This window comes from Stenotrophomonas sp. YJH_SMC_33, assembly GCF_059372295.1.
Map to the genome: position 1 here is coordinate 35916 of NZ_JCAFVJ010000016.1, position 24170 is coordinate 60085.

General features: G+C 65.7%; 17 protein-coding genes and 6 tRNA genes. 7 read left to right on the top strand and 16 right to left on the bottom strand.

The annotated features are described in order from the left end of the window. Nucleotides 1–94: 94 nt before the first annotated feature. The 11 genes from lon to AC5P9W_RS18270 all read right to left on the bottom strand — a co-directional run bounded on the left by lon (nt 95) and on the right by AC5P9W_RS18270 (nt 7992). Nucleotides 95–2545 (bottom strand): endopeptidase La, encoded by a 2451-nt coding sequence (gene lon, locus AC5P9W_RS18220; protein ID WP_021202276.1) that lies wholly within the window; start codon nt 2543–2545, stop codon nt 95–97. A 143-nt stretch (nt 2546–2688) separates the two neighbouring features. Continuing rightward, the gene (gene clpX, locus AC5P9W_RS18225) at nt 2689–3978 is read right to left on the bottom strand and encodes an ATP-dependent Clp protease ATP-binding subunit ClpX (protein WP_049466059.1); all 1290 of its coding nucleotides are present in this window, start codon (nt 3976–3978) and stop codon (nt 2689–2691) included. A 126-nt stretch (nt 3979–4104) separates the two neighbouring features. Continuing rightward, nucleotides 4105–4731: an ATP-dependent Clp endopeptidase proteolytic subunit ClpP gene (gene clpP, locus AC5P9W_RS18230; RefSeq protein WP_019659528.1), complete on the bottom strand. Its 627-nt coding sequence runs from the start codon at nt 4729–4731 to the stop codon at nt 4105–4107. A gap of 74 nt (nt 4732–4805) precedes the next feature. Then, nucleotides 4806–6101, bottom strand: coding sequence for a trigger factor (gene tig / locus AC5P9W_RS18235; RefSeq protein WP_019659529.1), 1296 nt, complete (start codon nt 6099–6101; stop codon nt 4806–4808). Between the two features lie 188 nt (nt 6102–6289). Then, nucleotides 6290–6374 (bottom strand) — tRNA-Leu (locus AC5P9W_RS18240). A 134-nt stretch (nt 6375–6508) separates the two neighbouring features. Further along, on the bottom strand, nt 6509–6877 hold the full coding sequence (locus tag AC5P9W_RS18245) for a hypothetical protein (protein WP_180877880.1): 369 nt from the start codon (nt 6875–6877) through the stop codon (nt 6509–6511). Nucleotides 6878–7125: 248 nt separating this feature from the next. Beyond that, nucleotides 7126–7201: transfer RNA gene (locus AC5P9W_RS18250), tRNA-Lys, on the bottom strand. Between the two features lie 196 nt (nt 7202–7397). Next, a tRNA-Lys gene (locus tag AC5P9W_RS18255) sits at nt 7398–7473 on the bottom strand. Between the two features lie 79 nt (nt 7474–7552). After that, nucleotides 7553–7629: transfer RNA gene (locus AC5P9W_RS18260), tRNA-His, on the bottom strand. Between the two features lie 170 nt (nt 7630–7799). Next, nucleotides 7800–7876, bottom strand: a tRNA-Arg gene (locus AC5P9W_RS18265). Between the two features lie 39 nt (nt 7877–7915). Next, nucleotides 7916–7992: transfer RNA gene (locus AC5P9W_RS18270), tRNA-Pro, on the bottom strand. A gap of 181 nt (nt 7993–8173) precedes the next feature. Between AC5P9W_RS18270 and AC5P9W_RS18275 the strand changes: the two genes are divergently transcribed. Continuing rightward, the gene (locus AC5P9W_RS18275) at nt 8174–8932 is read left to right on the top strand and encodes a Bax inhibitor-1/YccA family protein (RefSeq protein WP_021202979.1); all 759 of its coding nucleotides are present in this window, start codon (nt 8174–8176) and stop codon (nt 8930–8932) included. Between the two features lie 78 nt (nt 8933–9010). Here the strand turns inward: AC5P9W_RS18275 and AC5P9W_RS18280 are convergent, their stop codons facing one another. The 5 genes from AC5P9W_RS18280 to grxC form a co-directional block, all read right to left on the bottom strand. Next, nucleotides 9011–9919, bottom strand: coding sequence for a LysR family transcriptional regulator (locus AC5P9W_RS18280; protein ID WP_478434459.1), 909 nt, complete (start codon nt 9917–9919; stop codon nt 9011–9013). 53 nt (nt 9920–9972) lie between these two features. Continuing rightward, the gene (locus AC5P9W_RS18285; RefSeq protein WP_111103528.1) at nt 9973–10716 is read right to left on the bottom strand and encodes a cysteine hydrolase family protein; all 744 of its coding nucleotides are present in this window, start codon (nt 10714–10716) and stop codon (nt 9973–9975) included. Between the two features lie 201 nt (nt 10717–10917). Next, on the bottom strand, nt 10918–11922 hold the full coding sequence (locus AC5P9W_RS18290; protein ID WP_012479261.1) for an isocitrate dehydrogenase: 1005 nt from the start codon (nt 11920–11922) through the stop codon (nt 10918–10920). 311 nt (nt 11923–12233) lie between these two features. Next, nucleotides 12234–12626 carry a carboxymuconolactone decarboxylase family protein gene (locus AC5P9W_RS18295; RefSeq protein WP_180878952.1) on the bottom strand — a complete coding sequence of 131 codons (393 nt, stop codon included), beginning with the start codon at nt 12624–12626 and terminating at the stop codon, nt 12234–12236. Next, the gene (grxC, locus tag AC5P9W_RS18300) at nt 12623–12913 is read right to left on the bottom strand and encodes a glutaredoxin 3 (RefSeq protein ID WP_019659535.1); all 291 of its coding nucleotides are present in this window, start codon (nt 12911–12913) and stop codon (nt 12623–12625) included. Before grxC ends, AC5P9W_RS18295 begins: the two co-directional genes overlap by 4 nt. 142 nt (nt 12914–13055) lie before the next feature. On the opposite strand from grxC, the gene AC5P9W_RS18305 reads away from it, so the two are divergent. From AC5P9W_RS18305 to AC5P9W_RS18330, 6 genes are all read left to right on the top strand, one after another. After that, entirely contained in the window at nt 13056–14702 is a 1647-nt protein-coding gene (locus AC5P9W_RS18305; protein WP_111104129.1) for a M48 family metalloprotease, read from the top strand. Nucleotides 14703–14819: 117 nt separating this feature from the next. Further along, entirely contained in the window at nt 14820–15509 is a 690-nt protein-coding gene (phoB, locus tag AC5P9W_RS18310) for a phosphate regulon transcriptional regulator PhoB (protein ID WP_005408258.1), read from the top strand. A gap of 106 nt (nt 15510–15615) precedes the next feature. Then, the gene (phoR, locus tag AC5P9W_RS18315; protein WP_019659537.1) at nt 15616–16947 is read left to right on the top strand and encodes a phosphate regulon sensor histidine kinase PhoR; all 1332 of its coding nucleotides are present in this window, start codon (nt 15616–15618) and stop codon (nt 16945–16947) included. A 4-nt stretch (nt 16948–16951) separates the two neighbouring features. Continuing rightward, complete coding sequence (gene ppk1 / locus AC5P9W_RS18320; protein WP_019659538.1) at nt 16952–19039, top strand: polyphosphate kinase 1; 2088 nt, start codon at nt 16952–16954, stop codon at nt 19037–19039. Between the two features lie 170 nt (nt 19040–19209). After that, nucleotides 19210–20736, top strand: coding sequence for an exopolyphosphatase (gene ppx / locus AC5P9W_RS18325; RefSeq protein ID WP_019659539.1), 1527 nt, complete (start codon nt 19210–19212; stop codon nt 20734–20736). A 303-nt stretch (nt 20737–21039) separates the two neighbouring features. After that, the gene (locus tag AC5P9W_RS18330; protein WP_021202983.1) at nt 21040–24009 is read left to right on the top strand and encodes a TonB-dependent receptor domain-containing protein; all 2970 of its coding nucleotides are present in this window, start codon (nt 21040–21042) and stop codon (nt 24007–24009) included. The last annotated feature ends 161 nt before the right edge of the window (nt 24010–24170 follow it).

Below are 24170 nucleotides of genomic sequence, written 5' to 3' on the forward strand. Positions count from 1 at the left end.
ATTCGCGAGTGCTGCTTTTATACCAGTGGCCCTACCCCCACGCAAGCTGGAAAGCCAGCAACGACGCGGGTTTCGGGCCATTGGACGGTGCGCGTCAATGCTTGACGCGCGCACTTCCACTCGGTTTGGCCTTGCTGCGCACCGTGACACGCTGCGCACTCTTGCGTGCCTTCTTCGGTGCCAACGGGCGCTCCAACGCCAGGTCCAGCACTTCCTCGATGTACTTCACCGGCACGATCTGCAGATCGCGGGTAACGTTTGCCGGAATGTCTGCAAGGTCCTTGCGGTTCTCTTCCGGAATGATGACCGTGCGGATGCCGCCCCGCAATGCGGCCAGCAGCTTTTCCTTCAAGCCGCCGATGGCGGTGACACGGCCACGCAGGGTGATCTCACCGGTCATCGCCACGTCGGCACGCACCGGCACCTTGGTCAGCATCGATACCAGCGAGGTGACCATCGCCGCGCCGGCACTCGGGCCGTCCTTCGGCGTAGCGCCATCGGGCACATGCAGGTGCACGTCGTGCTTCTGCAGGAAGTCGCTGTCGATGCCGAAGCCGACGGCGCGCGAACGCACCACCGACAGCGCCGCTGAAGCCGATTCCTTCATCACGTTGCCGAGCTGGCCGGTCAGGATCAGCTGGCCCTTGCCCGGCACCAGTGTCGATTCGATCTGCAGCAGATCGCCACCGACCTCGGTCCAGGCCAGGCCGGTGACCAGGCCGATCTCGTTCTCTTCCTCGGCACGGCCGAAGTCGAAGCGACGCACGCCCAGGTACTTGTCCAGGTTCTTGCTGGACACATTGACCAGCGCCTTGGGCTTCTTCGCGCCCTTCTTCGCCTTCACCGGCTGCGGGCCGGCCAGCGCGATCTCCTTCACCACCTTGCGGCAGATCTTGGCGATCTCGCGTTCCAGGTTGCGCACGCCCGATTCGCGCGTGTAGTAGCGCACGATGTCCTGGATGGCGTCACTGCCGATCTCCAGTTCTTCCGGCTGCAGGCCGTTGGCCTTGACCTGCTTGGGCACCAGGTAACGGGTGGCGATGTTGAGCTTCTCGTCCTCGGTGTAGCCGGGGATGCGGATCACTTCCATGCGGTCCAGCAGCGGGCCGGGAATGTTGAGCGAGTTCGAGGTGGCCACGAACATCACTTCGGACAGGTCCAGGTCCACTTCCAGGTAGTGGTCGTTGAACGCGTTGTTCTGCTCCGGGTCGAGCACCTCCAGCAGCGCCGACGACGGATCGCCACGGAAGTCCATCGACATCTTGTCGATCTCGTCCAGCACGAACAGCGGGTTCTTGCTGCCAACCTTGTTGAGGTTCTGCACGATGCGGCCCGGCATCGAACCGACGTAGGTACGGCGGTGGCCACGGATCTCGGCCTCGTCACGCACGCCGCCCAGCGACATGCGCACGAACTTGCGGTTGGTGGCCTTGGCGATGGACTGGCCCAGCGAGGTCTTGCCCACGCCCGGCGGCCCGACCAGGCACAGGATGGGGCCCTTCATCTGCTTCACGCGCGACTGCACCGCCAGGTATTCAAGGATGCGCTCCTTGACCTTCTCCAGGCCGTAGTGATCGGCATCGAGGGTGTCCTGCGCCACCTTCAGGTCCTTGCGCACCTTGCTGCGCTTCTTCCACGGCACGCCCAGCAGCCACTCCAGGTAGTTGCGCACGACGGCGGCTTCAGCCGACATCGGCGACATCTGCTTGAGCTTGTTCAGTTCATTGCGCGCCTTGGCTTCAACCGCCTTCGGCATGCCGGCCTCGGCAATCTTGCGGGCCAGTTCTTCCAGCTCGCCCGGCGCGTCGTCCAGGTCACCCAGTTCCTTCTGGATGGCCTTCATCTGTTCGTTGAGGTAGTACTCGCGCTGGCTCTTCTCCATCTGCGACTTCACGCGGCCGCGGATGCGCTTCTCCATCTGCTGCACGTCGATCTCGCCGTCGACCAGGCCGACCAGCATCTCCAGGCGGTCACCGACGGCCAGCGTTTCCAGCAGGCGCTGCTTGTCGGCCAGGCGCACGCTGATGTGCGCAGCGATGGTGTCGGCCAGGCGCGCCGGCTCATCGATGCCCGACAGCGTCTGCAGCAGCTCCGGCGGCAGCTTGCGGTTGGTCTTCACGTACTGCTCGAACAGCGACATCAGCGAGCGGGCGATGGCCTCGACCTCGCGCGCTTCGCGCTCGTCAGTGGCCTCGATCTCCACCGCCTGGCCGTGCAGCGAGCCGTTGCGCTCGTCGACGTGGGTGACCTGCACGCGCGACAGGCCTTCGACCAGCACCTTGATGGTGCCGTCGGGCAGCTTCAGCAGTTGCAGCACCTGCGCCAGCGTGCCGACCTGGTAGAGGTCGGCCGCATGCGGGTCGTCGGTTTCGGCCGACTTCTGCGCCAGCAGCAGGATGCGCTTGTCCGCCTCCATTGCCTGTTCGAGCGCGTGCATGGACTTGTCACGGCCGACGAACAGCGGGATGACCATGTGCGGGAACACCACTACGTCGCGCAGCGGCAGGACCGGCAGGTCGAGGGTTTCACTTGGGGAACGGGCCATGGGGGCTCCAGGGAAGGGGGAAAACCGCCTCCGGGAGGGCATCTTCCGGAGACAAAAAAAGCCGATGGCCCCGTTATGGGGCCATCGGCTTTCAGATGCAAGGCATTCCTTTAAAATCCTTTCCAATCAACAACCTGGAAGGATCACTCGGCGCCTGCGGCCTTCTGTTCAGGGGCCGCCGGGGTCTGGTAGATCAGGTACGGCTCGGACTTGTGCTCGATCACCGATTCGTCCACGACCACCTTGCTGACGTTCTCCTGCGACGGCAGGTCATACATGGTGTCCAGCAGGACCGATTCGACGATCGTGCGCAGGCCGCGGGCGCCGGTCTTGCGCTTGAGCGCCTTCCTGGCGATGGCCGACAGTGCGTCCGGACGGAACTCCAGCTCCACGTTCTCCATCTCGAACAGCTTCTTGAACTGCTTGGTGATGGCGTTCTTCGGCTCGGTCAGGATCTTGATCAGGGCCGGCTCGTCCAGCTCCTCCAGGGTCGCGACCACCGGCAGGCGGCCGACGAACTCGGGAATCAGGCCGAACTTGATCAGGTCTTCCGGCTCGACTTCGGCCAGCACCTTGCCCACTTCCTGCTTGCGCTCGCTGCTCTTAACCTTGGCACCGAAGCCGATGCTGCCGATGTCGGTGGAACGGGCCTGGATGACCTTGTCCAGCCCGGCGAACGCGCCGCCGCAGATGAACAGGATGTTCTTGGTGTCCACCTGCAGGAATTCCTGCTGCGGATGCTTGCGGCCGCCCTGCGGCGGGACGCTGGCCACGGTGCCTTCGATCAGCTTCAGCAGGGCCTGCTGCACGCCTTCGCCGGATACATCGCGGGTGATCGACGGGTTCTCGCTCTTCCGCGAGATCTTGTCGATTTCATCGATGTAGACGATGCCCTGCTGCGCCTTCTCGACATCGTAGTCGCACTTCTGCAGCAGCTTCTGGATGATGTTCTCCACATCCTCGCCCACGTAACCGGCTTCGGTCAGCGTGGTGGCGTCGGCCATGGTGAACGGCACGTTGAGCAGGCGGGCCAGGGTTTCGGCCAGCAGCGTCTTGCCCGAACCGGTCGGGCCGACCAGCAGGATGTTCGACTTCGCCAGTTCGACGTCGTCGTTCTTCTGCCGGCTCTCGATGCGCTTGTAGTGGTTGTAGACGGCCACGGCCAGGGTGCGCTTGGCGCGGTTCTGGCCGATCACGTACTGGTCGAGGACCTCGAGGATCTCGCGCGGCTTGGGCAGCGAACTGCGTGCCGACTGCGCCTTCTCCTCAAGCTCCTCACGGATGATGTCGTTGCACAGCTCCACGCACTCATCGCAGATGAATACGCTCGGACCCGCAATCAGCTTGCGCACTTCATGCTGGCTCTTGCCGCAGAAAGAGCAGTAGAGGATCTTGCCGGTGTCCGTGGAACGACCTTGGCGGTCTTCGCTCATGCTTCGCTTACCCAGTTACCCCACCCGCTGAACGGGGGTTCGATTCGAGAATAGCACAGGGCCGAGGGGACACCAGTCCCGCCCGACCCTGCAGGAACGGGGCCTCCATGGCCCCGTGAAGGCCGGTCAACCGGCCTGGATCGACTCATCCGGACGACGCTCCAGGACCTGGTCGACCAGACCGTAGGCCTGCGCCTCGAAGGCGCTCTTGAAGTTGTCGCGCTCGGTGTCGCGGGCGATCGTCTCCAGCGACTGGCCGGTGTGCTTGGCCAGGATCTCGTTCAGGCGCGAACGCAGGGTCAGGATCTCTCGCGCATGGATGTCGATGTCGGTGGCCTGCCCCTGGTAGCCACCCAGCGGCTGGTGGATCATCACGCGCGAGTTCGGCAGCGCGTAGCGCTTGCCGGCTTCGCCCGCGGCCAGCAGCAGGGCGCCCATGGAGGCGGCCTGGCCGATGCAGGTGGTGCTCACATTCGGCTTGATGTACTGCATGGTGTCGTAGATCGCCATGCCGGCGGTGACCACGCCACCCGGCGAGTTGATGTAGATGTTGATGTCCTTTTCCGGGTTTTCCGATTCCAGGAACAGCAACTGCGCCACCACCACGTTGGCCATGTGATCGTCGATCGGGCCCACGAGGAAGATCAGACGCTCCTTCAACAGGCGCGAATAGATGTCGTAGGCACGCTCGCCGCGGCTGGTCTGCTCGACCACCATCGGAACCAGGTTCAGGGCTTTGGTTCGGTTGTCCATTACGTGAGGTACCTATCTTGGGGGGCAACAACCCCGCGCCGGCAAAGGCGCGGGGCATCCGGTGATCCGCCGGCTTACTGGCGGATCGCGTCCTGGAACGAGAGCTTCTCTTCGGTGTGCTGGGCACGCTCGGCGATCCAGTCGATCACCTGCTCTTCCATCACACGGTTCTGCAGGCCAGACATCAGCTGGGGGTCGTTGCGGTACATCTCAATGACCTGCTCCGGCTCTTCGTAGGTCGAAGCGATCAGACGCATCGTTTCGTTCAGGCGCTTGGCTTCCAGGCGCAGGTCGTTGATGCGGGCCACTTCACCGACCAGCAGGCCGACCAGCACGCGCTTGGCGGCAGCGTCCTTGAAGCCTTCGTGGGCATCGGCCGGGATCTCGCCGACGTTCTGGCCGTTGCGGCGCAGCTGCTCGACCTGCTGGGCCAGCATGGCGCGGGCTTCGTTCTCGACCAGGCGCGGCGGCATTTCGACCGACGAGTAGGCCGCGATCAGCTGCTCGCCGACTTCACGGCGCAGGCGGTTCATCAGCGCGCCCTTCAGCTCACGCTCCAGGTTGGCGCGGATGTCGCTGCGGAACTGCGCGACGTCGCCACCCTTCACGCCGAAGCTCTTGATGAAGGCTTCGTCGACCGCCGGCACGACCGGCTCGGACACTTCGGCAACCTTGACGGTGACCTGCACGGTCTTGCCGGCCAGCACCGGCACGCGCCAATCAGCCGGGAACTCGACGTCCAGGGTCTTCTCTTCGCCCTTGGCCAGGCCGACCAGGCCCTTTTCGATGGTGTCGAACATCATGCCCTGGCCGAGAACGATCGAGCCCTTCTCGGTGCCCTCGGCCGGCAGGCGCTCTTCGCCGGCCTGCGACCAGGTTTCCACCGCGACCAGGTCGCCTTCCTGTGCACCACGGCTGACCGGGGCCCAGGTACGACGCTGGTTCTGCAGGTTCTCGATCATCTGGTCGATGTCGGCTTCGGTGATCTCGGCGGTGTGACGCACGACGGTCAGCTTGCTGACGTCGATGTCGCCGAAGTCCGGCACCACTTCCACGGTGGCCACGAAGGAGAATTCACCCTCGTCGCCCTTGTCGATGCGCGGGCTGCCGACGACGCGCAGGTCGTGCTCGCGCACGGCCGCGTCGAAGGTTTCGCGCAGCAGGCCGTCCAGCGCCTCGCCACGGACCTGCGCGCCGAAGCGCTGCTCGATCACCTTGGCCGGCACCTTGCCCGGACGGAACCCCTTGATGCGGGTGGTACGGGCGATTTCGCCCAAGCGGCCGGCGATGTGGCTCTGCAGACGCTCTTCCGGCAGCGAGAAGCTCAGGCGGCGTTCCAGGTTGCCGGTGGATTCGATCGAAGCTTGCATGTTGACTCCTGCCACCGGTGGCCCACGCCCCCGGCTCGATGATTGGGATGAAACGGTTGTAAGGACGCGACGTCTGGGACGCGCCTGCTTGCCGCAGCCCTTTAGTTTCGCCCAATTCGGCCTGCACTGCCAGCGCGTGCCGGTCAAGGGGCGCAGATGGCCCGATCAGGGCGGGGACAGGCCGGCACTGGTGCGAAAGGGGGGACTCGAACCCCCACGCCTTGCGGCACTGGAACCTAAATCCAGGGCGTCTACCAATTCCGCCACTTTCGCGTGGCCGGCTCAGGCGTTCATTGTCGCAGGCGATGGCAGGAATCGGAAGGCCTGCACAAAACTGAACATGGCGATCGCGCGGCGCGCGCGTTGGACCACCCCGGGGAGCGCAAGCTGATCCGGGGTGGCAGGGTTCACTGCTGCGGCCTGGCCTTGGCCGGCGCCGTATCGGACCCCGACTCGGCCGCAGGATCCACCTTGCGGATCTCCACGCCCCCGTCTTCGGTGCGCCGCAGTGCCGCCGACTCCGGCGTGGCCTTGCGCACGTCCACCGAACCATCCGCATTGCGCTGCACGTTTACCGCGTCGGGCAGGGCCTTCCCTTCCGCGGGCTGAGCCGGCTGCATCTGCATCGCCTCACCCACCGGGCGCGCCGGAGCGCTCTCGGTGCCAGCATCGCGTTCGACGGTCTGCGCGGGATCGTTGGCCGGCGTGCAGGCCGCCAGTGCCAGCAACGCGAAGGGAACCCACAGCGTGCGGTGCAATCGATTGATATCAGCCATCAACATCTTCCTTCGTGCATGCGCCACTGGCGCGGAAGATCCATTGGGTGCGATACAGGACACGACGCGGTGAGAAGCAGCGCACAGCATTGAAAACACTGATGACGCGTATGCCCCTGATTTCAGCATCGCTTCAGTAGATCCACGCCATTCATGGATGACGTGCGACCGGGCGTGCAGGCATCCGCACGCTCAACCCGGCGCGCAGACAAGAAAAAAGCCACTTGGCGAACCAAGTGGCTTTCGTCTGGTGGGCTGTCAAGGATTCGAACCTTGGACCTATTGATTAAGAGTCAACTGCTCTACCAACTGAGCTAACAGCCCGAAATCGGGGCGCGAATTATGACCCGATCCGCTCGGTGGGTGCAAGCACTTTTTTCAACGCCGTTGAAACCAGCACTGCGATCCCGCTGCCGTTGCAGATCCGCGCCGAGCGGGGCCTGCAACGCGTGATCCATCCAAATGAAGGAGTCACACTTATAAGAAAAAAGCCACCTGGCGTACCAGGTGGCTTCTGTCTTGGTGGGCCGTCAAGGATTCGAACCTTGGACCTATTGATTAAGAGTCAACTGCTCTACCAACTGAGCTAACGGCCCGTGAAACTCAGACGCACATTGTAGCGTGCATTCTTCTTATTGCAATACCGTTTCGGCTGCGCCGGCACGGTTGAAACAGTGGGGTGGCTGAGGGGATTCGAACCCCCGACCACCGGAATCACAATCCGGTACTCTAACCAACTGAGCTACAGCCACCACTGAAACGCTTGTTCCTGCCGATGCGGCTGGCGACGGAACTGAAACCTTTGCCTGGAGACTGTCACCGAAGTTCCGGTCCGCCGAAGCGAGTCCGATATTCTGGTGGAGTCTTTACGCTTTTGCAAGCACTTCTTCACATCGGCCGATGCGATCCCGTTACTCGCCGATGGCGCGCCCGACAGGAATCGAACCTGTAACCGCCGGCTTAGAAGGCCGGTGCTCTATCCAGTTGAGCTACGGGCGCCCGAACCGGAACGGTGTCCAATCCGACGTGACGTGGGATTGGTCGGGGTAGAGGGATTCGAACCCCCGACATCCTGCTCCCAAAGCAGGCGCGCTACCAGACTGCGCTATACCCCGGTCTTGCAATCCCCTCGGGCCAGGCCCGGGGAGTCGTTCATTGTGGCCAAGCACATCGTGAGCTGTCAACGCAGGCGAGACCAGCCATGAAACCGCCACGGCGCCGTGCGTGGTCATCGGCTATGCTCGCAGACATCGGCCGGACGGCCGTCCCGACCTTTCATTCGCACGGAGAACACGCATGCGCAGCGGCAATCCGGCTCTTTCCGAGTCGACCTTCCTCGACCTCGCCAGCGGCTCGGTGGTGACCAGCCCCGACCAGGCAATGACCCTCAACGGCACCGTCAACAAGACCGGCTTCCTGTTGCTGTTGACCGTGCTGACGGCCGCTTTCGCCTGGAACCAGACCATCGATGACTATGGCCAGGTCATGGCCGGAGCCAAGCTGTATGCCATGGGCGGCGCCATCGGCGGCCTCGTGCTGGCGCTGATCACCGTCTTCAAGAAGGAATGGTCGCCGGTCACCGCGCCGATGTACGCGCTGGTGGAAGGCCTGTTCCTCGGCGCCATCTCGGCCGTGTTCAACGCCAAGTTCCCCGGCATCGTGTTCCAGGCCGTGCTGCTGACCTTCGGCACCCTGTTCGCGCTGCTGTTCGCGTACCGCAGCGGCCTGATCAAGGCCACCGAGAACTTCAAGCTGGGCGTGATCGCGGCCACTGGCGGCATCGCCCTGCTCTACCTGGCCTCGTTCGTGCTGGGCTTCTTCAACATCAACGTGCCGGTGATCCATGACTCCGGCTGGCTGGGCATCGCCTTCAGCCTGTTCGTGGTGGTCGTGGCCGCGCTGAATCTGGTGCTGGACTTCGACTTCATCGAGACCGGTGTCGCCCAGCGCGCGCCGAAGTACATGGAGTGGTATGGCGCATTCGGCCTGATGGTGACCCTGGTCTGGCTATATGTAGAGTTCCTGCGCCTGCTGTCGAAGATCCAGCAGCGCTGAACCGGATAGAGCCATAAACGACAAAGGGCGCCTTCTGGGCGCCCTTTTCTCTTTGTTGCGCATCGCTGCATTTCCCGGCTAGCCAGTCGCGCCCACCTGTGCAGCGTAGTGCGCCGCAAGGTGCTCGACCAGCGCGCGCACTTTCGGCGCCAGCGCCCGCGCATGCGGATACAGCGCGAAGTAGCGCCGCTGCCCGGCGTGCCAGGCGGGCAGCACACGGATCAAACGACCGGCGCGCAGGTCTTCCTGCACGGTCAGTGCGGTGAACAGGCTGATGCCCATGCCCGCCAGCGCGGCGGCATACAGCGCCGGCGTTGCATCCACCCGCAGGCGTTGCCCGGCCTCGATGCTCGCGCTGGCGCCGCGCGGCCCCTGCAGCTGCCAGGGCGACATCGCCGCTGCAGGACTGAACCCCAGCAGCGCGTGCTGCGCAAGGTCCGACGGCTGACGTGGCAGGCCATGACGCGCCAGGTAGGCCGGTGCGGCGACCAGGATGCGCGGGCAGCTGGCCAGCTCGCGCGCGACCAGCTGGCTGTCCGGTAGCGAGGCTGCAATACGCAGCGCCAGGTCAAAGCCACCACCGACGACATCGACGAGCTGATCATCGGCCGACAGATCCAGCGCGACCTGCGGGTAGCGCTGCAGGAAGGACGGCAACCAATGCGGCAGCTCCTGGCTGGCCACCACCTGCGGCACGCTGATCCGCACCCTGCCACGGGGTTGCGCCTGCCCGGCGCGGGCACGATCGTCCGCCTCCTGCAGGCGGTCCAGCAGCGTTGCCGCCTCGCGATAGTAGTCGCGCCCGGCCTCGGTCAATGACAGCCGGCGGCTGTTGCGATCGAGCAAGCGAACCTGCAGATGTTCTTCCAGCTGGCGCAACTGCCGTGACATCGCCGAGTGGGTGGTTCCCAGGCGTTCAGCGGCCGCGGTGAAACTGCCCGCGTCAACGATGGCGCGCAGCGCACGCAGGGCGGCGAGGTGATCCATCGGCTAGTGGCTCCACGTTGCGGTGCCCACGGCATGCGGGCCCCGCCAGCTTATCAAGCGCCGTCGCCAGCCTTGCGCACCGGCAACGCCAGGATCGCGTCGGTACTCATGACATTCCCGAACGCGTCTTCGATCTGCGCCAGCGAGGCGTCATGCAGCGCGCGATGGCCGATGCGCTGGCCACCGGCCAGGTCCAGGTCGCGGCTGGCGCTGGCGTCGGACGAGACGATCACCCGGTAGCCACGTGGTGCGGCCGCTGCGTCGCGCGCAGCACCGGCGACGCAGGCATGGGTCTGCAGGCCGGTGACGATAAGGGTGTCGATACCGGCATGCTTCAGCACCGTGTCGAGCACCGAGGCCGAGCTGCCAGCGAACACGCTGACGTTGTCCTTCTGCACCACGGTCTCGCCCTTGCGCGGCTGCAGGTCGCGATGGAAGTCGGCATTGACGCTGCCCAGCGCGAACAGCGGTGCGCCGGCCGGCAACACATGCTGCACGTGGATCACGCGGATGCCGTGGGCATTGGCGAACGCGACCACCCGCTTGGCCTGGCGCAGTGCGGCCACGCCATCGGGAATGACCATGCGGCCACCGGCGAAGCCCGGCGCGGCGCTGGCGTCGAAGTACTCGTTCTGGAAGTCGATCACCAACACCGCAGTCTTCGCCGCATCCAGCGAGGCCGCGACCGGCGCGCCCGCCATATGGCGGATGGTGGGATGGGCCGGCTCGGCGGCAGCAACCGGGATGGTGGCTGTCATGCCGATCAGGCTGGCCAGGCCGAAGGCGGTGAGGTTCATGGGAGGGTTCCTGTGCGGTGGGTGTGGGGCACAGGATGCGGAGCGATTGGCGCACGAACCAGCCGTGCGGGGGCACATGACCTGTGCGAAAACCGCACAACCGATCATTCCGTCATCCACGCATGGCGTGGATCTACCGGAAAACGCAACGGGGCACCCGAAGGCGCCCCGCTGTGGATCCGACCGAGGTCGGCCGGCCGCTTACAGGCGGCTGGCAATTGCCTTGGCAAAGCTCATGGTGGTACCGGTACCGCCCAGGTCGCCGGTCAGCGAATCCTTGGCTTCCATGGTCGCCACGATGGCCTTGCGCAGGCGTTCGGCGTTTTCCGGCTGGCCAATGTGGTCCAGCATCTGCGCGGCTGCCAGCAGCAGCGCGCACGGATTGGCCTTGCCCTGGCCGGCGATGTCCGGCGCGGTGCCGTGCACGGCTTCGAAGATCGCCGCGTCCTTGCCGATGTTGGCACCCGGGGCCAGGCCCAGGCCGCCGACCAGGCCGGCGCACAGGTCGGAGATGATGTCGCCGAACAGGTTGGTGGTGACGATCACGTCGAACTGTTCCGGACGCATCACCAGCTGCATGCAGCAGTTGTCGACGATCATTTCCTGGAATTCGATGTCCGGGTACTGCGCGGCCACTTCACGGGCGACGTTCAGGAACAGGCCCGAGGTCGACTTGATGATGTTGGCCTTGTGCACGGCGGTGACCTTCTTGCGGCCGGTGCTCTTGGCCAGCTCGAAGGCGTAGCGCACGATGCGCTCGGAGCCCTTGCGGGTGATGCGGGTGCCGGAGAACGCGGTCTCGCCGTCGGCAGACACTTCCTGGCCTTCGGCCAGGTAGGCACCTTCGGTGTTCTCACGAACGGTGATCAGGTCGACGTTGTCGAAACGCGACTTGGTGTTCGGGAAGGTGTGGGCCGGACGCACGTTGGCGTACAGATCGAAATGGCGGCGCAGGCTGACGTTGATCGAGGTGAAGCCACCACCGACCGGGGTGGTCAGCGGGCTCTTCAGCGCGACCTTGTTGCGCGCGATCGATTCCAGGGTCACCGCCGGCATCAGGTCGCCGTGCTTTTCCAGGGCCACCAGGCCGGCGTCAGCGTCTTCGTACTCCAGGCCAGTCTTGAGCTGGTCGAGCACGAACAGGGTGGCGTCCATGATTTCCGGGCCAATGCCGTCGCCGCGGATGACCGTAATTTTCTGCGTCATTGATCGATGTTCCGAACAGGGGGAAAAACGCCGTCCGGACGTGCCCGGAAACGCCGGCGCAAAGGAAGTTTCACCGGCAATTATGCCTGAGCCGGGGCCGAGGTCCCAAATAGACCATGGTCCCAGTCCCCGGCTCAGGCAGAATTGCCCGCGCATTCCACCTTATCCCCGCGCCTGTCGGCGCGCCCCCTTGAACAACAAGGGGGCGCCTGGGCTGTTGGATTGCCGGGAAAGCCCCCTCGCAGGTCCGCTGGCCGGCAACCGCGGCCATGTCGGGTTCAGGTGATGCCGGCCCGCGGCCAGCACGCCCCTCAGTGCTCGTGCGCGGCTGGCGGGGCGGCGCCGCCTTCGAGCTGGTCGAGGAAGTCGACCGCGCGGCGCAGGTGCGGGATCACGATGGAACCGCCGACCACCAGGCCGACCGAGAAGGTCTCGAAGAACTCTTCGCGGGTCACCCCGGCGTCCTTGCACTGGGCCACGTGGTAGCTGATGCAGTCGTCGCAGCGCAGCACCATCGAAGCCACCAGGCCCAGCAGTTCCTTGGTCTTCACGTCCAGCGCGCCGGCCTGGTAGGTCTGCGTGTCCAGCGCGAAAAAGCGCCGCACCACCTGGTTCGGTTCGCCCAGGATGCGTTCGTTCATGCGCTTGCGGAAGTCGGTGAACTCGGCGATGCGGTCCTTGCTGCCGTCGTCGGCCGCGCTCATGCCTGACCCTGCCCGGCCAGCAGCGGCTCGAGCTTGCCTTCACGGTGCAGGGCCATCATGTCGTCGTAGCCGCCGACATGGACGTCGCCGACGAAGATCTGCGGCACGCTGGTACGGCGGGTCTTGGCCACCATCTTCTCCCGCTCGGCCGGGTCCAGGTCGATGCGGACCTCGGTCCACTGCTGGCCCTTGCTCTTCAGGAAGTTCTTGGCGGCCACGCAGTACGGGCAGACGGCGGTGGAATAGATGGTGATGGCGGGGGCACCGCCGGCGGTCTGGGCTGTCACGGGAAACTCCACGATGGATCGACGGTCTACATATGGTACCGGTGCGCTGGAATTTCCACGCCACGGCCGCAACACTGTGGATTAACGAATGGTTGCCCCCTGCCCTGCCACGCTTGGCGCGCCCCGCCCGAGGACCCCCTGCTTGCGAGCCCTGCTGCTGACTACCGCCGTCACCCTGGCCCTGGCCGTGCCGCTGGCCCAGGCCCAGGAGAAGCTGCCCGACATCGGCTCCTCGGCCGGTGAACTGCTGACCCCGGCCCGCCAGGCCGAGTACGGCGCGATGATGCTGCGCGAGCTGCGCAACTATGGCTACCTGCTGGACGACCCGCTGGTGAACGACTGGCTGCAGACCATGGGTACCCGGCTCGGCTCCAACAGTGACCAGCCACGGCAGCCCTATACCTTCTTCGTGATGAAGGACCGGCAGATCAACGCCTTCGCCACCCTCGGCGGCTACATCGGGGTCAATGCCGGCCTGGTGCTGACCGCCGAGCGCGAGGACGAGGTGGCCGCGGTGCTGTCCCACGAAATCGCCCACGTTACCCAGCAGCACGTGCTGCGCGGGGTAGAGCGCGCCCAGCGCGACCAGATCCCGATCCTGCTGGGCATGCTGGCGGCGGTGGTGGCCGCGCAGGCCAGCAACAGCACGTCCTCCGGCAACGCGACCATGGCCGCGATCAGTTCCGGCATGGGCCTGATGCAGCAGCGGCAGATCAACTACACCCGTTCCAACGAGTCCGAGGCCGACCGCCTCGGCATCCGCACGCTGTCGCGCAGCGGCTACGACGTGGATGCCATGGCCGGCTTCTTCGAACGGATGGCATCGGCGATGCGCGGCAACGAAGGCGGCTACAGCGTGCCCGAGTTCCTGCGCACCCACCCGGTCAACATCACCCGCATCAGCGAGGCCAAGGCCCGCGCCGAGCAGATGAAGAAGGACACGGTGCTGCTGACCACCACCACCCCCAGCGGCGAGCGCAGGGAGCGCGTGGACCCGGCCGACCCCAGCCTGGCCGAGCCCCTGCTGCGCGGAAACAACCCGCTGCTGCCCAGCAACGTGCTGCGCATCCCGATGGGCCAGCTCAGCCGCGGCGCCAGTGGCGACTTCGACTGGGCGCGCGAGCGCCTGCGCGTGCTCAGCGCGGACTCCGCGCCCGAGCTGGAACGCGAGTATGCCGACCTGGCCAAGCGCCAGGAGGACGGCCTCAACGATGCCCAGCGCTATGGCCAGGCGCTGGCTGTGATGCGCGGCGGTCGCGCCGGCGCCACCCAGGCCCGGCAGACCCTGGCCGGCCTGCTGCAGGCCCGGCCGGACAACCTGTGGCTGGCGCTGGCGCTGGGCGAAGCGGAGTCACGGGCCGGCCAGGCCGCCCAGGCCAACAGCCGCTTCGAGCAGTTGCTGCGCCAGCACCCCAACAGCCGCCCGGTGGCACTGACCTATGCCGAGATCCTGAACGAACAGGGTACCCGCGAGGCCGGCCAGCGCGCGCAGGCCATGCTGCGGCCCCTGCTGTCGCAAAGCGGTAACGATCCGGTCTTCCAGCAGCGATATGCCCGCGCCAGCGAGCTGGCCGGCGACAGCGTGCGTGCCAGCGAGGCCTATGCCGAGGCGGCCTTCCTCAGCGGACGGCCGGAGCAGGCGCTGCTGCAGTTGCAGGCGCTCAAGCGCAACCCGGCACTGGATTACATCGGCCGTGCGCGGGTTGACGCGCGCATCGAATCGATCACCCCGACCGTGCTGGAGCTGCGCCGCCAGGGTGTGCAGGATCCGGACCTGGACCGGCGCTGAGCGCTGCATGACCGGCCGATGGCAGTCCCAGCCGGTTCCAGGCCGGGTAGTCACAAACATGTCATCAAACCGTAGTCTACTGGCACCACTCCAGTAACCGAGCCCTACGGTGTCCTCGTGCAGAAACGCATCCTGATCGTCGATGACGAGCCCGCGATCCGTGAAATGGTCGCCTTCGCCCTTCGCAAGGGCGATTACGAACCGGTCCACGCCGGCGATGCCCGGGAGGCCCAGACTGCGATCGCCGACCGCGTCCCCGACCTGATCCTGCTGGACTGGATGCTGCCCGGTACGAGTGGCCTGGACCTGGCCCGTCGCTGGCGCAAGGAAACGCTGACCCGCGAAGTGCCGATCATCATGCTGACCGCGCGCGGCGAAGAGAACGACCGCGTTGGCGGCCTTGAAGCCGGCGTCGACGACTATGTGGTCAAGCCGTTCTCGGCGCGCGAACTGCTGGCCCGTATCCGCGCGGTGATGCGCCGCGCCCGCGAGGACGACGAGGACGGCAGCGTGGCGGTCGGCCCGATCCGCATCGATGGCGCGGCGCATCGCGTATTCGCCAATGACCAGCCGGTGCCGATCGGCCCGACCGAATACCGCCTGCTGCACTTCTTCATGACCCACCCGGAGCGCGTCTATACCCGCGCCCAGCTGCTGGACCATGTGTGGGGCGGCAGCGTGTACGTGGAGGAGCGCACCATCGACGTGCACATCCGCCGCCTGCGCAAGACGCTGGAACCGTTCAACGCCGAGAACATGGTGCAGACCGTGCGCGGCGCCGGCTACCGTTTCTCCACTGCCACCTGAGTCTCGTCGTGCCGGCGCCAAGCACCTGCGGGTGCCGGCGCCGGCAACTCTGCTATAACCCTCGGTTCACCCCAGTGAACCGCCGCACCTCAACGACGAGATCGCAATGCCCCGCCACATCCGCTCTGCCTGGTTGAAGACCCTGGCCACCGTTGCCGCGGTGCTGCTGTTCGCCGGACTGGTGGGGTGGCTCTCGGGGCATCTGTGGCTGTGCATCGCACTGGGCGCGCTGGCCACCCTGGCCTGGCACTACTGGCGGCTGCGCAGCGTGCTGCGGCGGCTGACCGCGCGCCAGCGCTGGGACACTGCCGAGGAAGGCAGCGGCGTCTGGAACGAGCTGGACCGCCTGCTGTACCGCAACCAGGTGGAAATGCGCGTACGCAAGCGCCGCCTGCTGGACATGCTGCGCAGCTACCGCGCCGCTGCCGCCGCGCTTCCCGATGCGGTGGTGGTGCTGGACCGCAACAGCCAGCGCGTGCAGTGGTTCAACGAAGCGGCTACCGCCCTGCTCGGCCTGCACCATCCCGGCGACCTTGGCGAGGCCCTGGTCGAACGCCTGCAGCCAATGCCACTGGCGCACTGGCTGGCCGGTGGCCGCAACGCCGAGCCGATCCTGGACGTGCCCTCGCCGGTCGACCCGGCGATCCGCCTGAACCTGCGCCTGATTCCCTATTCGTCGGATTACTGGCTGCTGATCGCGCGTGACGTCAGCAAGCTGCTTCGCCTGGAACAGGTGCGCCGCGACTTCGTGGCCAATGTTTCACACGAACTGCGCACGCCGCTCACCGTGGTCCACGGCTACCTGGACATGATGGACCCGGAGGATTTCCCGGGAACCGGACCGATGCTGGAGGAAATGCGCAAGCAGAGCCAGCGCATGGCCCAGCTGGTGGAAGACCTGCTGACGCTGTCGCGCCTGGAATCGCAGGAACACAGCGAGGAAGAGACCGTGGCCATGCAGCCGATGCTGGCAACCCTGCGCCGCGAGGCCGAAGCGCACAGCCAGGGCCGCCACCAGATCAGCATCGACGATCTGGCCGGCGTCGACCTGCAGGGCTCGACCAAGGAGCTGCACAGCGCCTTCTCCAACCTGGTCACCAACGCGGTGCGCTACACCCCGGCCGGTGGCCGCATCGCGGTGGAGTTCCGCCGCGAGGGCGACGGCGCCGTGCTGGCCGTGCGCGATTCCGGCTACGGCATTCCCGCCACGCACCTGCCGCGCCTGACCGAACGCTTCTACCGGGTTTCCAGCAGCCGCTCACGCGAGAGTGGCGGTACCGGACTGGGCCTGTCGATCGTCAAGCACATCCTCGGCCTGCACCACGCACGGCTGGAGATCGAAAGCGAAGTCGGCAAGGGCTCGGTGTTCTCCTGCCATTTCGATGCCGACCACGTGCGCCCGCGCGAGTCCGCCCCCCTGACCTCCATCGAAGAATGACGCCATGAGCAGCCTCGGATCCCTCCCCCTCCCCGTGAGCCCGGACAACGATCCGTTGCGCGACCCGGCGCTGTACATCAACCGTGAGCTGTCGCAGCTGGATTTCAACTTCCGCGTGCTGGCCCAGGCGATGGACCCGCAGGTGCCGCTGCTGGAGCGCCTGCGCTTCATGTGCATCTCCTGCACCAACCTCGACGAGTTCTTCGAGATCCGCGCCGCCGCCGTGCGCCACGCGCAGGAGTTCGGCCTGCCGCCGGCACCGGACGGGATGAGCCCGCAGGCCATCCTCAGCGCCATTCATGACCGCGCCGCCGAACTGGTGGACCAGCAGTACCGCTGCTGGAACGAGACGCTGCGCCCGGCGCTGATGGACGCCGGCATCGGCGTGCTCGGCCGCCATTCCTGGACCGATAGGCAAAGGCGCTGGTTGCGCGCCTATTTCCGCAACGAGATCATGCCGGTGCTGTCGCCGCTGGGCCTGGACCCGGTGCATCCGTTCCCGAAGATCCTCAACAAGTCGCTGAATATCGTGGTGGTGCTCAAAGGCACCGACGCGTTCGGCCGCGCCGGCCACCTGGCCATCGTGCGTGCGCCGCGCTCACTGCCGCGCATCATCCAGCTGCCGGAAAAGCTGGGCGGATCACAGAATTTCGTGTTCCTGTCGTCGGTGCTGTCCACCTTCGTCGATGAGCTGTTCCCGGGCATGGAAGTCCAGGGCGCCTACCAGTTCCGCGTTACCCGCAACTCCGAGCTGGTGGTGGATGAGGAGGAAGTGGAAAACCTGGCGCTGGCGCTGCGCGACGAGCTGGTGGACCGCGGCTACCGGCCGGCGGTGCGCCTGGAGATCGCCCACGACATGCCGCGTGAGATCGTGCGCACCCTGCTGCAGAATTTCGGCCTGACCGAGAACGCGGTCTACCGCATTGATGGCCCGGTCAACCTCAACCGCATCATCCAGCTGTACGACCTGATCGCGCAGCCGGACCTGAAGTACCCGCCGATGACCCCGCGCACCCTGCGCGACAGCGACGGCATCTTCGAGACAGTGACACGCCAGGACCTGCTGCTGCACCATCCGTTCGATGCCTTCACCGCGGTGCTGGACCTGATCCGGCAGGCGGCGATCGATCCGAACGTGCTGGCGATCAAGCAGACCCTGTACCGCACCGGCAAGGATTCGCTGATCGTCGATGCACTGATCCAGGCCGCGCGCAACGGCAAGGACGTGACCGTGGTGGTTGAACTGCGCGCGCGCTTCGACGAGGAAGCCAACCTGGGCCTGGCTGATCGCCTGCAGGAGGCCGGCGTGCAGGTGGTGTACGGCGTGGTCGGCTACAAGACCCACGCCAAGATGCTGCTGATCGTGCGCCGCGAAGGCCGCAAACTGCGCCGCTACGTCCACCTGGGCACCGGCAACTACCACAGCGGTACCGCCCGCGCGTACACCGACATCAGCCTGATCACGGCTGACCCGGACATCGGCAACGACGTGCACCTGCTGTTCCAGCAGCTGTCCGGCCTCGCCTCGAAGATGAAGCTCAAGCGCCTGCTGCAGTCGCCCTTCACTCTGCATACCGGCATCCTCGGCCGCATCGAGCGCGAGACGCGCATCGCCGCCGCCGGCCGCCCGGCGCGGATCATCGCCAAGATGAACGCGTTGAACGAACCGCAGGTGGTGCGCGCCCTGTACGCGGCCTCGCAGGCCGGCGTGCAGATCGACCTGATCATCCGCGGCGCCTGCACCCTGCGCCCGGGTGTGCCGGGCATCTCGGACAACATCCGCGTGCGCTCGATCGTCGGCCGCTTCCTGGAACACAGCCGCGTCTACTGGTTCGGCAACGACGGCGCTCCGGAAATGTACTGCGCCAGCGCCGACTGGCTGGAGCGCAACCTGCTGCGCCGGGTCGAGACCTGCTTCCCGATCCTCGACCCGGAGCTGGCCAAGCGGGTCTATCGCGAAGTGCTGCAGAACTACCTGGACGACAATCTCAACGCCTGGGAACTGGATGCCGACGGCATCTACCACAAGCGCGCGCCGGCGCACGACGAAGCGCCGCATTCCGCGCAGATGGCATTGATGCAGGGGCTGTAGTCCTGCCCCGGTGGATCCCGACCGCTGGTCGGGATTCGATCAGTGCCGACCAACGGTCGGCACCCACCCACAGCGGGATCTGACCCCTTGCCATCGTGCTGCACGCCTCCTTCCAAAATGTGAAGGCCGCGCGGTGACGAGCACACCGCCCCTTCGGCTAACATTCGTCCATGCCGCATACCACCACGACTCCGCCCGCATTGCAGGATGGCGACCTGCTGGCCGCCATCGACCTTGGCTCCAACAGTTTCCACATGGTCATCGCGCGCTACACGCTCGGTCAGCTGCGGGTGATCGACCGCCTGCGCGAGACGGTGCGCATGGCCGATGGCCTGGATGGCAAGGGTGGTCTCTCTTCCGCTGCACGCCAACGTGCACTGGAATGCCTGGCCCGCTTCGGCCAGCGCATCCGCAATGTGCCGCCGCACCGGGTGCGTGCGCTGGCCACCAACACCGTGCGCCAGCTGCGCTCGCCGCAGTCGTTCCTGGTTCCCGCCGAAACCGCGCTCGGGCATGCCATCGAAGTGGTCAGCGGTCGCGAAGAAGCGCGCCTGATCTACCTGGGCGTGGCCCATGCGCAACCACCCAAGCCCGGCCAGCGCCGGCTGGTGATCGATATCGGCGGCGGCTCCACGGAATTCATCATCGGCATGGGCATGCAGACCCTGGAGCGCGAAAGCCTGCAGGCCGGCTGCATCGCCAGCACACGGCGTTTCTTCCCTGGCGGCAAGCTGAGCAAGAAGCGCTGGAAGGATGCGCTGGCCGAGATCGGCCGTGAGTTCCAGCCCTTCGCCAGCAAGTACCGTGCGCTGGGCTGGCAGGAAGCCCTGGGTTCTTCAGGCACGCACAAGGCGATCAGCGAGATCTGCGCAACGATGAAGCTGAGCAAGGGCGCGATCACCGCCGAGGCCCTGCCGCAGCTGCGCGATGAACTGCTGAAGGCGAAGAAGATCGACGACATCCAGCTGCCCGGGTTGTCCAGCGACCGCCGCCCGATCATCGCCGGCGGGATCCTGGTACTGGAAGCCGCGTTCCAAGCGCTGGGCCTGCAGAAACTGCTGGTGAGCAAGGCCGCGATGCGCGAAGGCATCCTGTATGACATCGTCGGCCGCGCCGGCGAGAACGACCTGCGTGATGAATCGGTGGCCGCACTCAGCCAGCGCTACGGCATCGATACCGTGCAGGCCGAGCGGGTGCAGGAGACCGCGCTGTCGCTGCTGGAACAGGTGCAGGATCGCTGGAGGCTCGATGCCGACGATGCGCGCATGCTCGGCTGGGCCGCGCGCCTGCACGAGCTGGGCCTGATGATCGCGCACAGCGGCTACCACGTGCACGGCAGCTATGTGCTGGAGCACTCGGATATCGCCGGCTTCTCGCGCCAGGAGCAGCAGATGCTGGCCGCGCTGGTGCGCAGCCACCGCCGCAGCGTGACCAAGACCGCCTTCGACGCCCTGCCCGAGCGCCTGCTGCTGACCGCACGCCGGCTGGCAGCCCTGCTGCGCCTGGCGGTGCTGCTCAACCGTGCCCATGAGGACGATCCGCTGCCGGCACTGGAACTGACCGCCGACGACAACCGCCTGTCGCTGATCGTGCCGCAGGCCTTCATCGATGCCCGGCCGCTGCTGCGCGCGGACCTGATCGGCGAGACCGATGGCATCGCCGGGCTGGGCATCCAGTTCCGGCCGTTCGTGGCCTGAGCGCCGCGCCCCCACGAGGGGAGTAGGTCACACACCGTTACAGTTCGCGCACGTGCCCCGCATAGATCTGCTGCGATGCAGCAGATCATGTCGAGCAAGCGCATTCAGCGTGACCGCTAAGCGACTGCTTTTGTTGAGCTTTCGTGAAATCTGATGAAGAAAGCTGGTACAAACCGACATATCCTCTTTACAGAGGCTTAACCAACGAGACTACTATCGGGTCATCGGTCCGCTTATCGGCGACCGATTTCTTCGACGCCCCTTTTGGCGTCCCTGCACGACCTGAGAGAGAGAGAGCTCGTCATGACTTCACGCACCACCCCCCTGGGGCAGGCCATCCGCTACGCCCTGGCAACCACTGCGACGCTGGCCGCGCTGCCTGCGTTCGCCCAGAGTGGCAGCACTGCCGCGCCGACCACCCTGGATCGCATCGAGATCACTGGCTCGCGCATCCGCCAGGTGGACGTGGAGACCGCACAGCCGGTCCTGGCACTGAGCCGGCTGGACATCGAGCGCCAGGGCTTCAGCTCGGTGGCCGACATCCTGCAGAACGTCACCGCGATGGGCAGCCCGGCGATCAGCCGCGCAAACGCGCTGAGCGCTGGCGAGAACACCGGCGGCACCTACATCGACATGCGCAACCTGGGCGCGCAGCGCACCCTGGTGCTGGTCAATGGCAAGCGTCTGGGCATCAGCACCTCCGGCTACCAGGACGTGTCCTCGCTGCCGGTGTCTGCGGTGGAGCGCATTGAAGTGCTGAAGGACGGCGCCTCGGCCATCTACGGTTCCGACGCGATGGCGGGCGTGATCAACATCATCACCCGCTCCAACGTCAACGGCGTGACCGCCAATGTCTACCACGGCCAGTACAGCGAAGGCGACGGTGCCCGTGACCGCTTCGATGTGGTCGGCGGCTGGAGCAACGATCGCGTGTCGCTGACCCTGGCACTGGAGCACTCCGAAGAAAAGAGCGTCTGGGCAAAGGACCGCTGGTTCAGCAAGTACGGCGTGAGCGACCGCCACCCGAACGACGCCTCCAACTGGACCACGCTGAGCCAGTGGGGCCAGGTTACCGGCCTGAAGGGCGGCCCGGGCTGCACCAACGCCACCCAGGGGTGTGGCTACTCGCTCAACCGCGGCGCTGACCCGACCAACCCGGCCAACTACCACCTGACCGACGCAACCCCGTTCACCGGCGACGTCAGCAACGCCAACGAACAGATGCACGTCATGTATCCGCTCAAGCGTGATTCGGTGTACTTCGACGGTCGCTTCAAGATCACCGACCAGGTCAACCTGCGCACCGAATTCGGCTACAACAAGCGTTCGGCCGAGCGCCAGATTGCAGGCTACCCGCTGCAGTCCAGCTCGGTGTCCATCTCCGGTGACCCGACCGCCACCGGCCTGATGTCCAAGGACAGCTACTTCAACCCGTTCGGCACCCAGCACGGCTATGCCAGGCCAACCGACGTGGCCTGGAACCGCCGCACCTGGGAAATCCCGCGCGTGAGCACCAGCGAACTGAAGACCTACCGTGCGGTAGTGTCGCTGGATGGCAGCTTCGAGATCGGCCAGCGCTACTTCGACTGGGACGTGGGCTACCAGTACAACCGCAACGAGCTGACCGCCACCGCCACCGGCAACCTGCACAAGAAGCGCGTGCGCGACGCCGTGGGCCCGTCGTTCCTGGATCCGGCCACCGGCAAGGTGATGTGTGGCCGTCCGGGCGCGGTGATCAGCGGCTGCACGCCGTGGAACCCGCTGGTGCCCTACGGCAGAAACGATCCGAACGGACTGACCGGCAATGAAGAGCTGATGGCCTGGCTGTTCCCGGCGGAGCACACCACCGGCCGGACCACCACCAAGAACGCGTTCGCCAATCTGTCCGGCAGCATCCTGACCCTGCCGGCCGGCGACCTGGGCTTCGCCTTCGGTGTGGAAAGCCGAAAGGAAGATGGCCGCTACACCCCCGACGCTCTCGCCCAGACCGGTGCCACCACCAACCTGGCCGCTGGCCCGACCGGTGGCAGCTACAACGTGAAGGAAGCCTACCTGGAACTCAACGTGCCGGTGCTGGCCGACCTGCCCGGCGCACGCGAGCTGAGCTTCAATGCCGCTACCCGCTATTCCAAGTACAACACCTTCGGCAACACGCTCAACAGCAAGTTCGGCTTCAAGTGGAAGCCGATCGACCAGCTGCTGGTCCGTGGTACCTGGGCCGAGGGCTTCCGCGCACCGACCATCAACGATCTGTACGGTGGTGGTTCGGAAACCTTCGCGCAGTTCAGCGACCCGTGCGACACCGTGTTCGGCTCGGCCAAAGGCAGTGCCGAAGTCCGCGCACGGTGCGCACGTGACATCGCCGATGCAGCCAACTTCCGCCAGCTGAAGCAGGGCAACACGCCGGTAACCACGGCGCAGGATGCCACCCCGACGCCGTTCGTGTCCGGCTCCAACCCGCTGCTGGTTCCGGAGACCTCGACCAGCAAAACGCTGGGCCTGGTGTGGAGCCCGACCTTCCTCAGCAACTTCAACGTGGCGCTGGACTGGTGGAAGATCCGCATCGACAACACCATCGTCGGTGACAGCCCGAACCAGATCCTGAAGGACTGCTATGAGCAGGGCATCGAATCGCGCTGCAGCCGCTTCACCCGCGACCCGTCCAACGGCATCGTCACCGGCCTGAAGTTCGGCAACCGCAACGCCGGCTTCGCCGAGACCGAAGGTTACGACCTGGATGTCAGCTACCGCGTCGACACCGGCTACGGCAAGCTGAGCGCAGGCTGGACCAGCACCTATGTGAGCAAGAACGTCTACCGCTCCACCAATGATGTCCGTGATGCGATCACGCCGATCAACGGCGTGGCCAACACCATCGGCACCGCCACCAGCCTTGCGTTCCGCGTGCGCTCGAACCTGGTGCTGGGCTGGGATGTGGGTGACTTCGGCGTCAGCTGGACGGCACGCTACTACTCCGGTGTGAAGGAGCGCTGCCTCAACGCCTCGCGGTATGCGGACGAATGCTCCGATCCGACCTTCCTGGCTCCGTGGCTGAAGTCGCCGACCGCTTACAACGAGCGCGGCGCGGTGACCTTCCACGACGTGCAGTTCCGCTACAACCTGCCGTGGGATGCAACCGTGTCGGTGGGCGCGAACAATGTGTTCGGCAAGGAAGCGCCGGTGATGTACAGCAAGCCGAACTCGTCGTTCTCCTACTACGGTGGCTACGACATCGGTCGTTTCATGTACATGAAGTACCAGCAGCGCTTCTGATCCACCCGCGTTGCTGACGCTTGTCGACCACGGCCCTTCGGGGCCGTGGTTCTTTCTGATTCTGCGCAGACTGTCGCTTTCCACATTGCCCGTGCTGCGTTCCATCAGGGACCCGGTCCGCTGCCTCGCCTCCGCCGTAACGCCGCAGGCCGGAGCAATCG

Bases quoted from the DNA above. Each gene is read 5' to 3' on its own strand.
- AC5P9W_RS18330 (WP_021202983.1), top strand. From the start codon at position 21,040: ATGACTTCACGCACCACCCCCCTGGGGCAGGCCATCCGCTACGCCCTG.
- ppk1 (WP_019659538.1), top strand. From the start codon at position 16,952: ATGAGCAGCCTCGGATCCCTCCCCCTCCCCGTGAGCCCGGACAACGAT.
- AC5P9W_RS18295 (WP_180878952.1), bottom strand. From the start codon at position 12,626: ATGAGCGCGGCCGACGACGGCAGCAAGGACCGCATCGCCGAGTTCACC.
- AC5P9W_RS18280 (WP_478434459.1), bottom strand. From the start codon at position 9,919: ATGGATCACCTCGCCGCCCTGCGTGCGCTGCGCGCCATCGTTGACGCG.
- AC5P9W_RS18285 (WP_111103528.1), bottom strand. From the start codon at position 10,716: ATGAACCTCACCGCCTTCGGCCTGGCCAGCCTGATCGGCATGACAGCC.
- AC5P9W_RS18290 (WP_012479261.1), bottom strand. From the start codon at position 11,922: ATGACGCAGAAAATTACGGTCATCCGCGGCGACGGCATTGGCCCGGAA.
- AC5P9W_RS18275 (WP_021202979.1), top strand. From the start codon at position 8,174: ATGCGCAGCGGCAATCCGGCTCTTTCCGAGTCGACCTTCCTCGACCTC.
- AC5P9W_RS18245 (WP_180877880.1), bottom strand. From the start codon at position 6,877: ATGGCTGATATCAATCGATTGCACCGCACGCTGTGGGTTCCCTTCGCG.
- clpP (WP_019659528.1), bottom strand. From the start codon at position 4,731: ATGGACAACCGAACCAAAGCCCTGAACCTGGTTCCGATGGTGGTCGAG.
- ppx (WP_019659539.1), top strand. From the start codon at position 19,210: ATGCCGCATACCACCACGACTCCGCCCGCATTGCAGGATGGCGACCTG.
- clpX (WP_049466059.1), bottom strand. From the start codon at position 3,978: ATGAGCGAAGACCGCCAAGGTCGTTCCACGGACACCGGCAAGATCCTC.
- phoR (WP_019659537.1), top strand. From the start codon at position 15,616: ATGCCCCGCCACATCCGCTCTGCCTGGTTGAAGACCCTGGCCACCGTT.
- lon (WP_021202276.1), bottom strand. From the start codon at position 2,545: ATGGCCCGTTCCCCAAGTGAAACCCTCGACCTGCCGGTCCTGCCGCTG.
- tig (WP_019659529.1), bottom strand. From the start codon at position 6,101: ATGCAAGCTTCGATCGAATCCACCGGCAACCTGGAACGCCGCCTGAGC.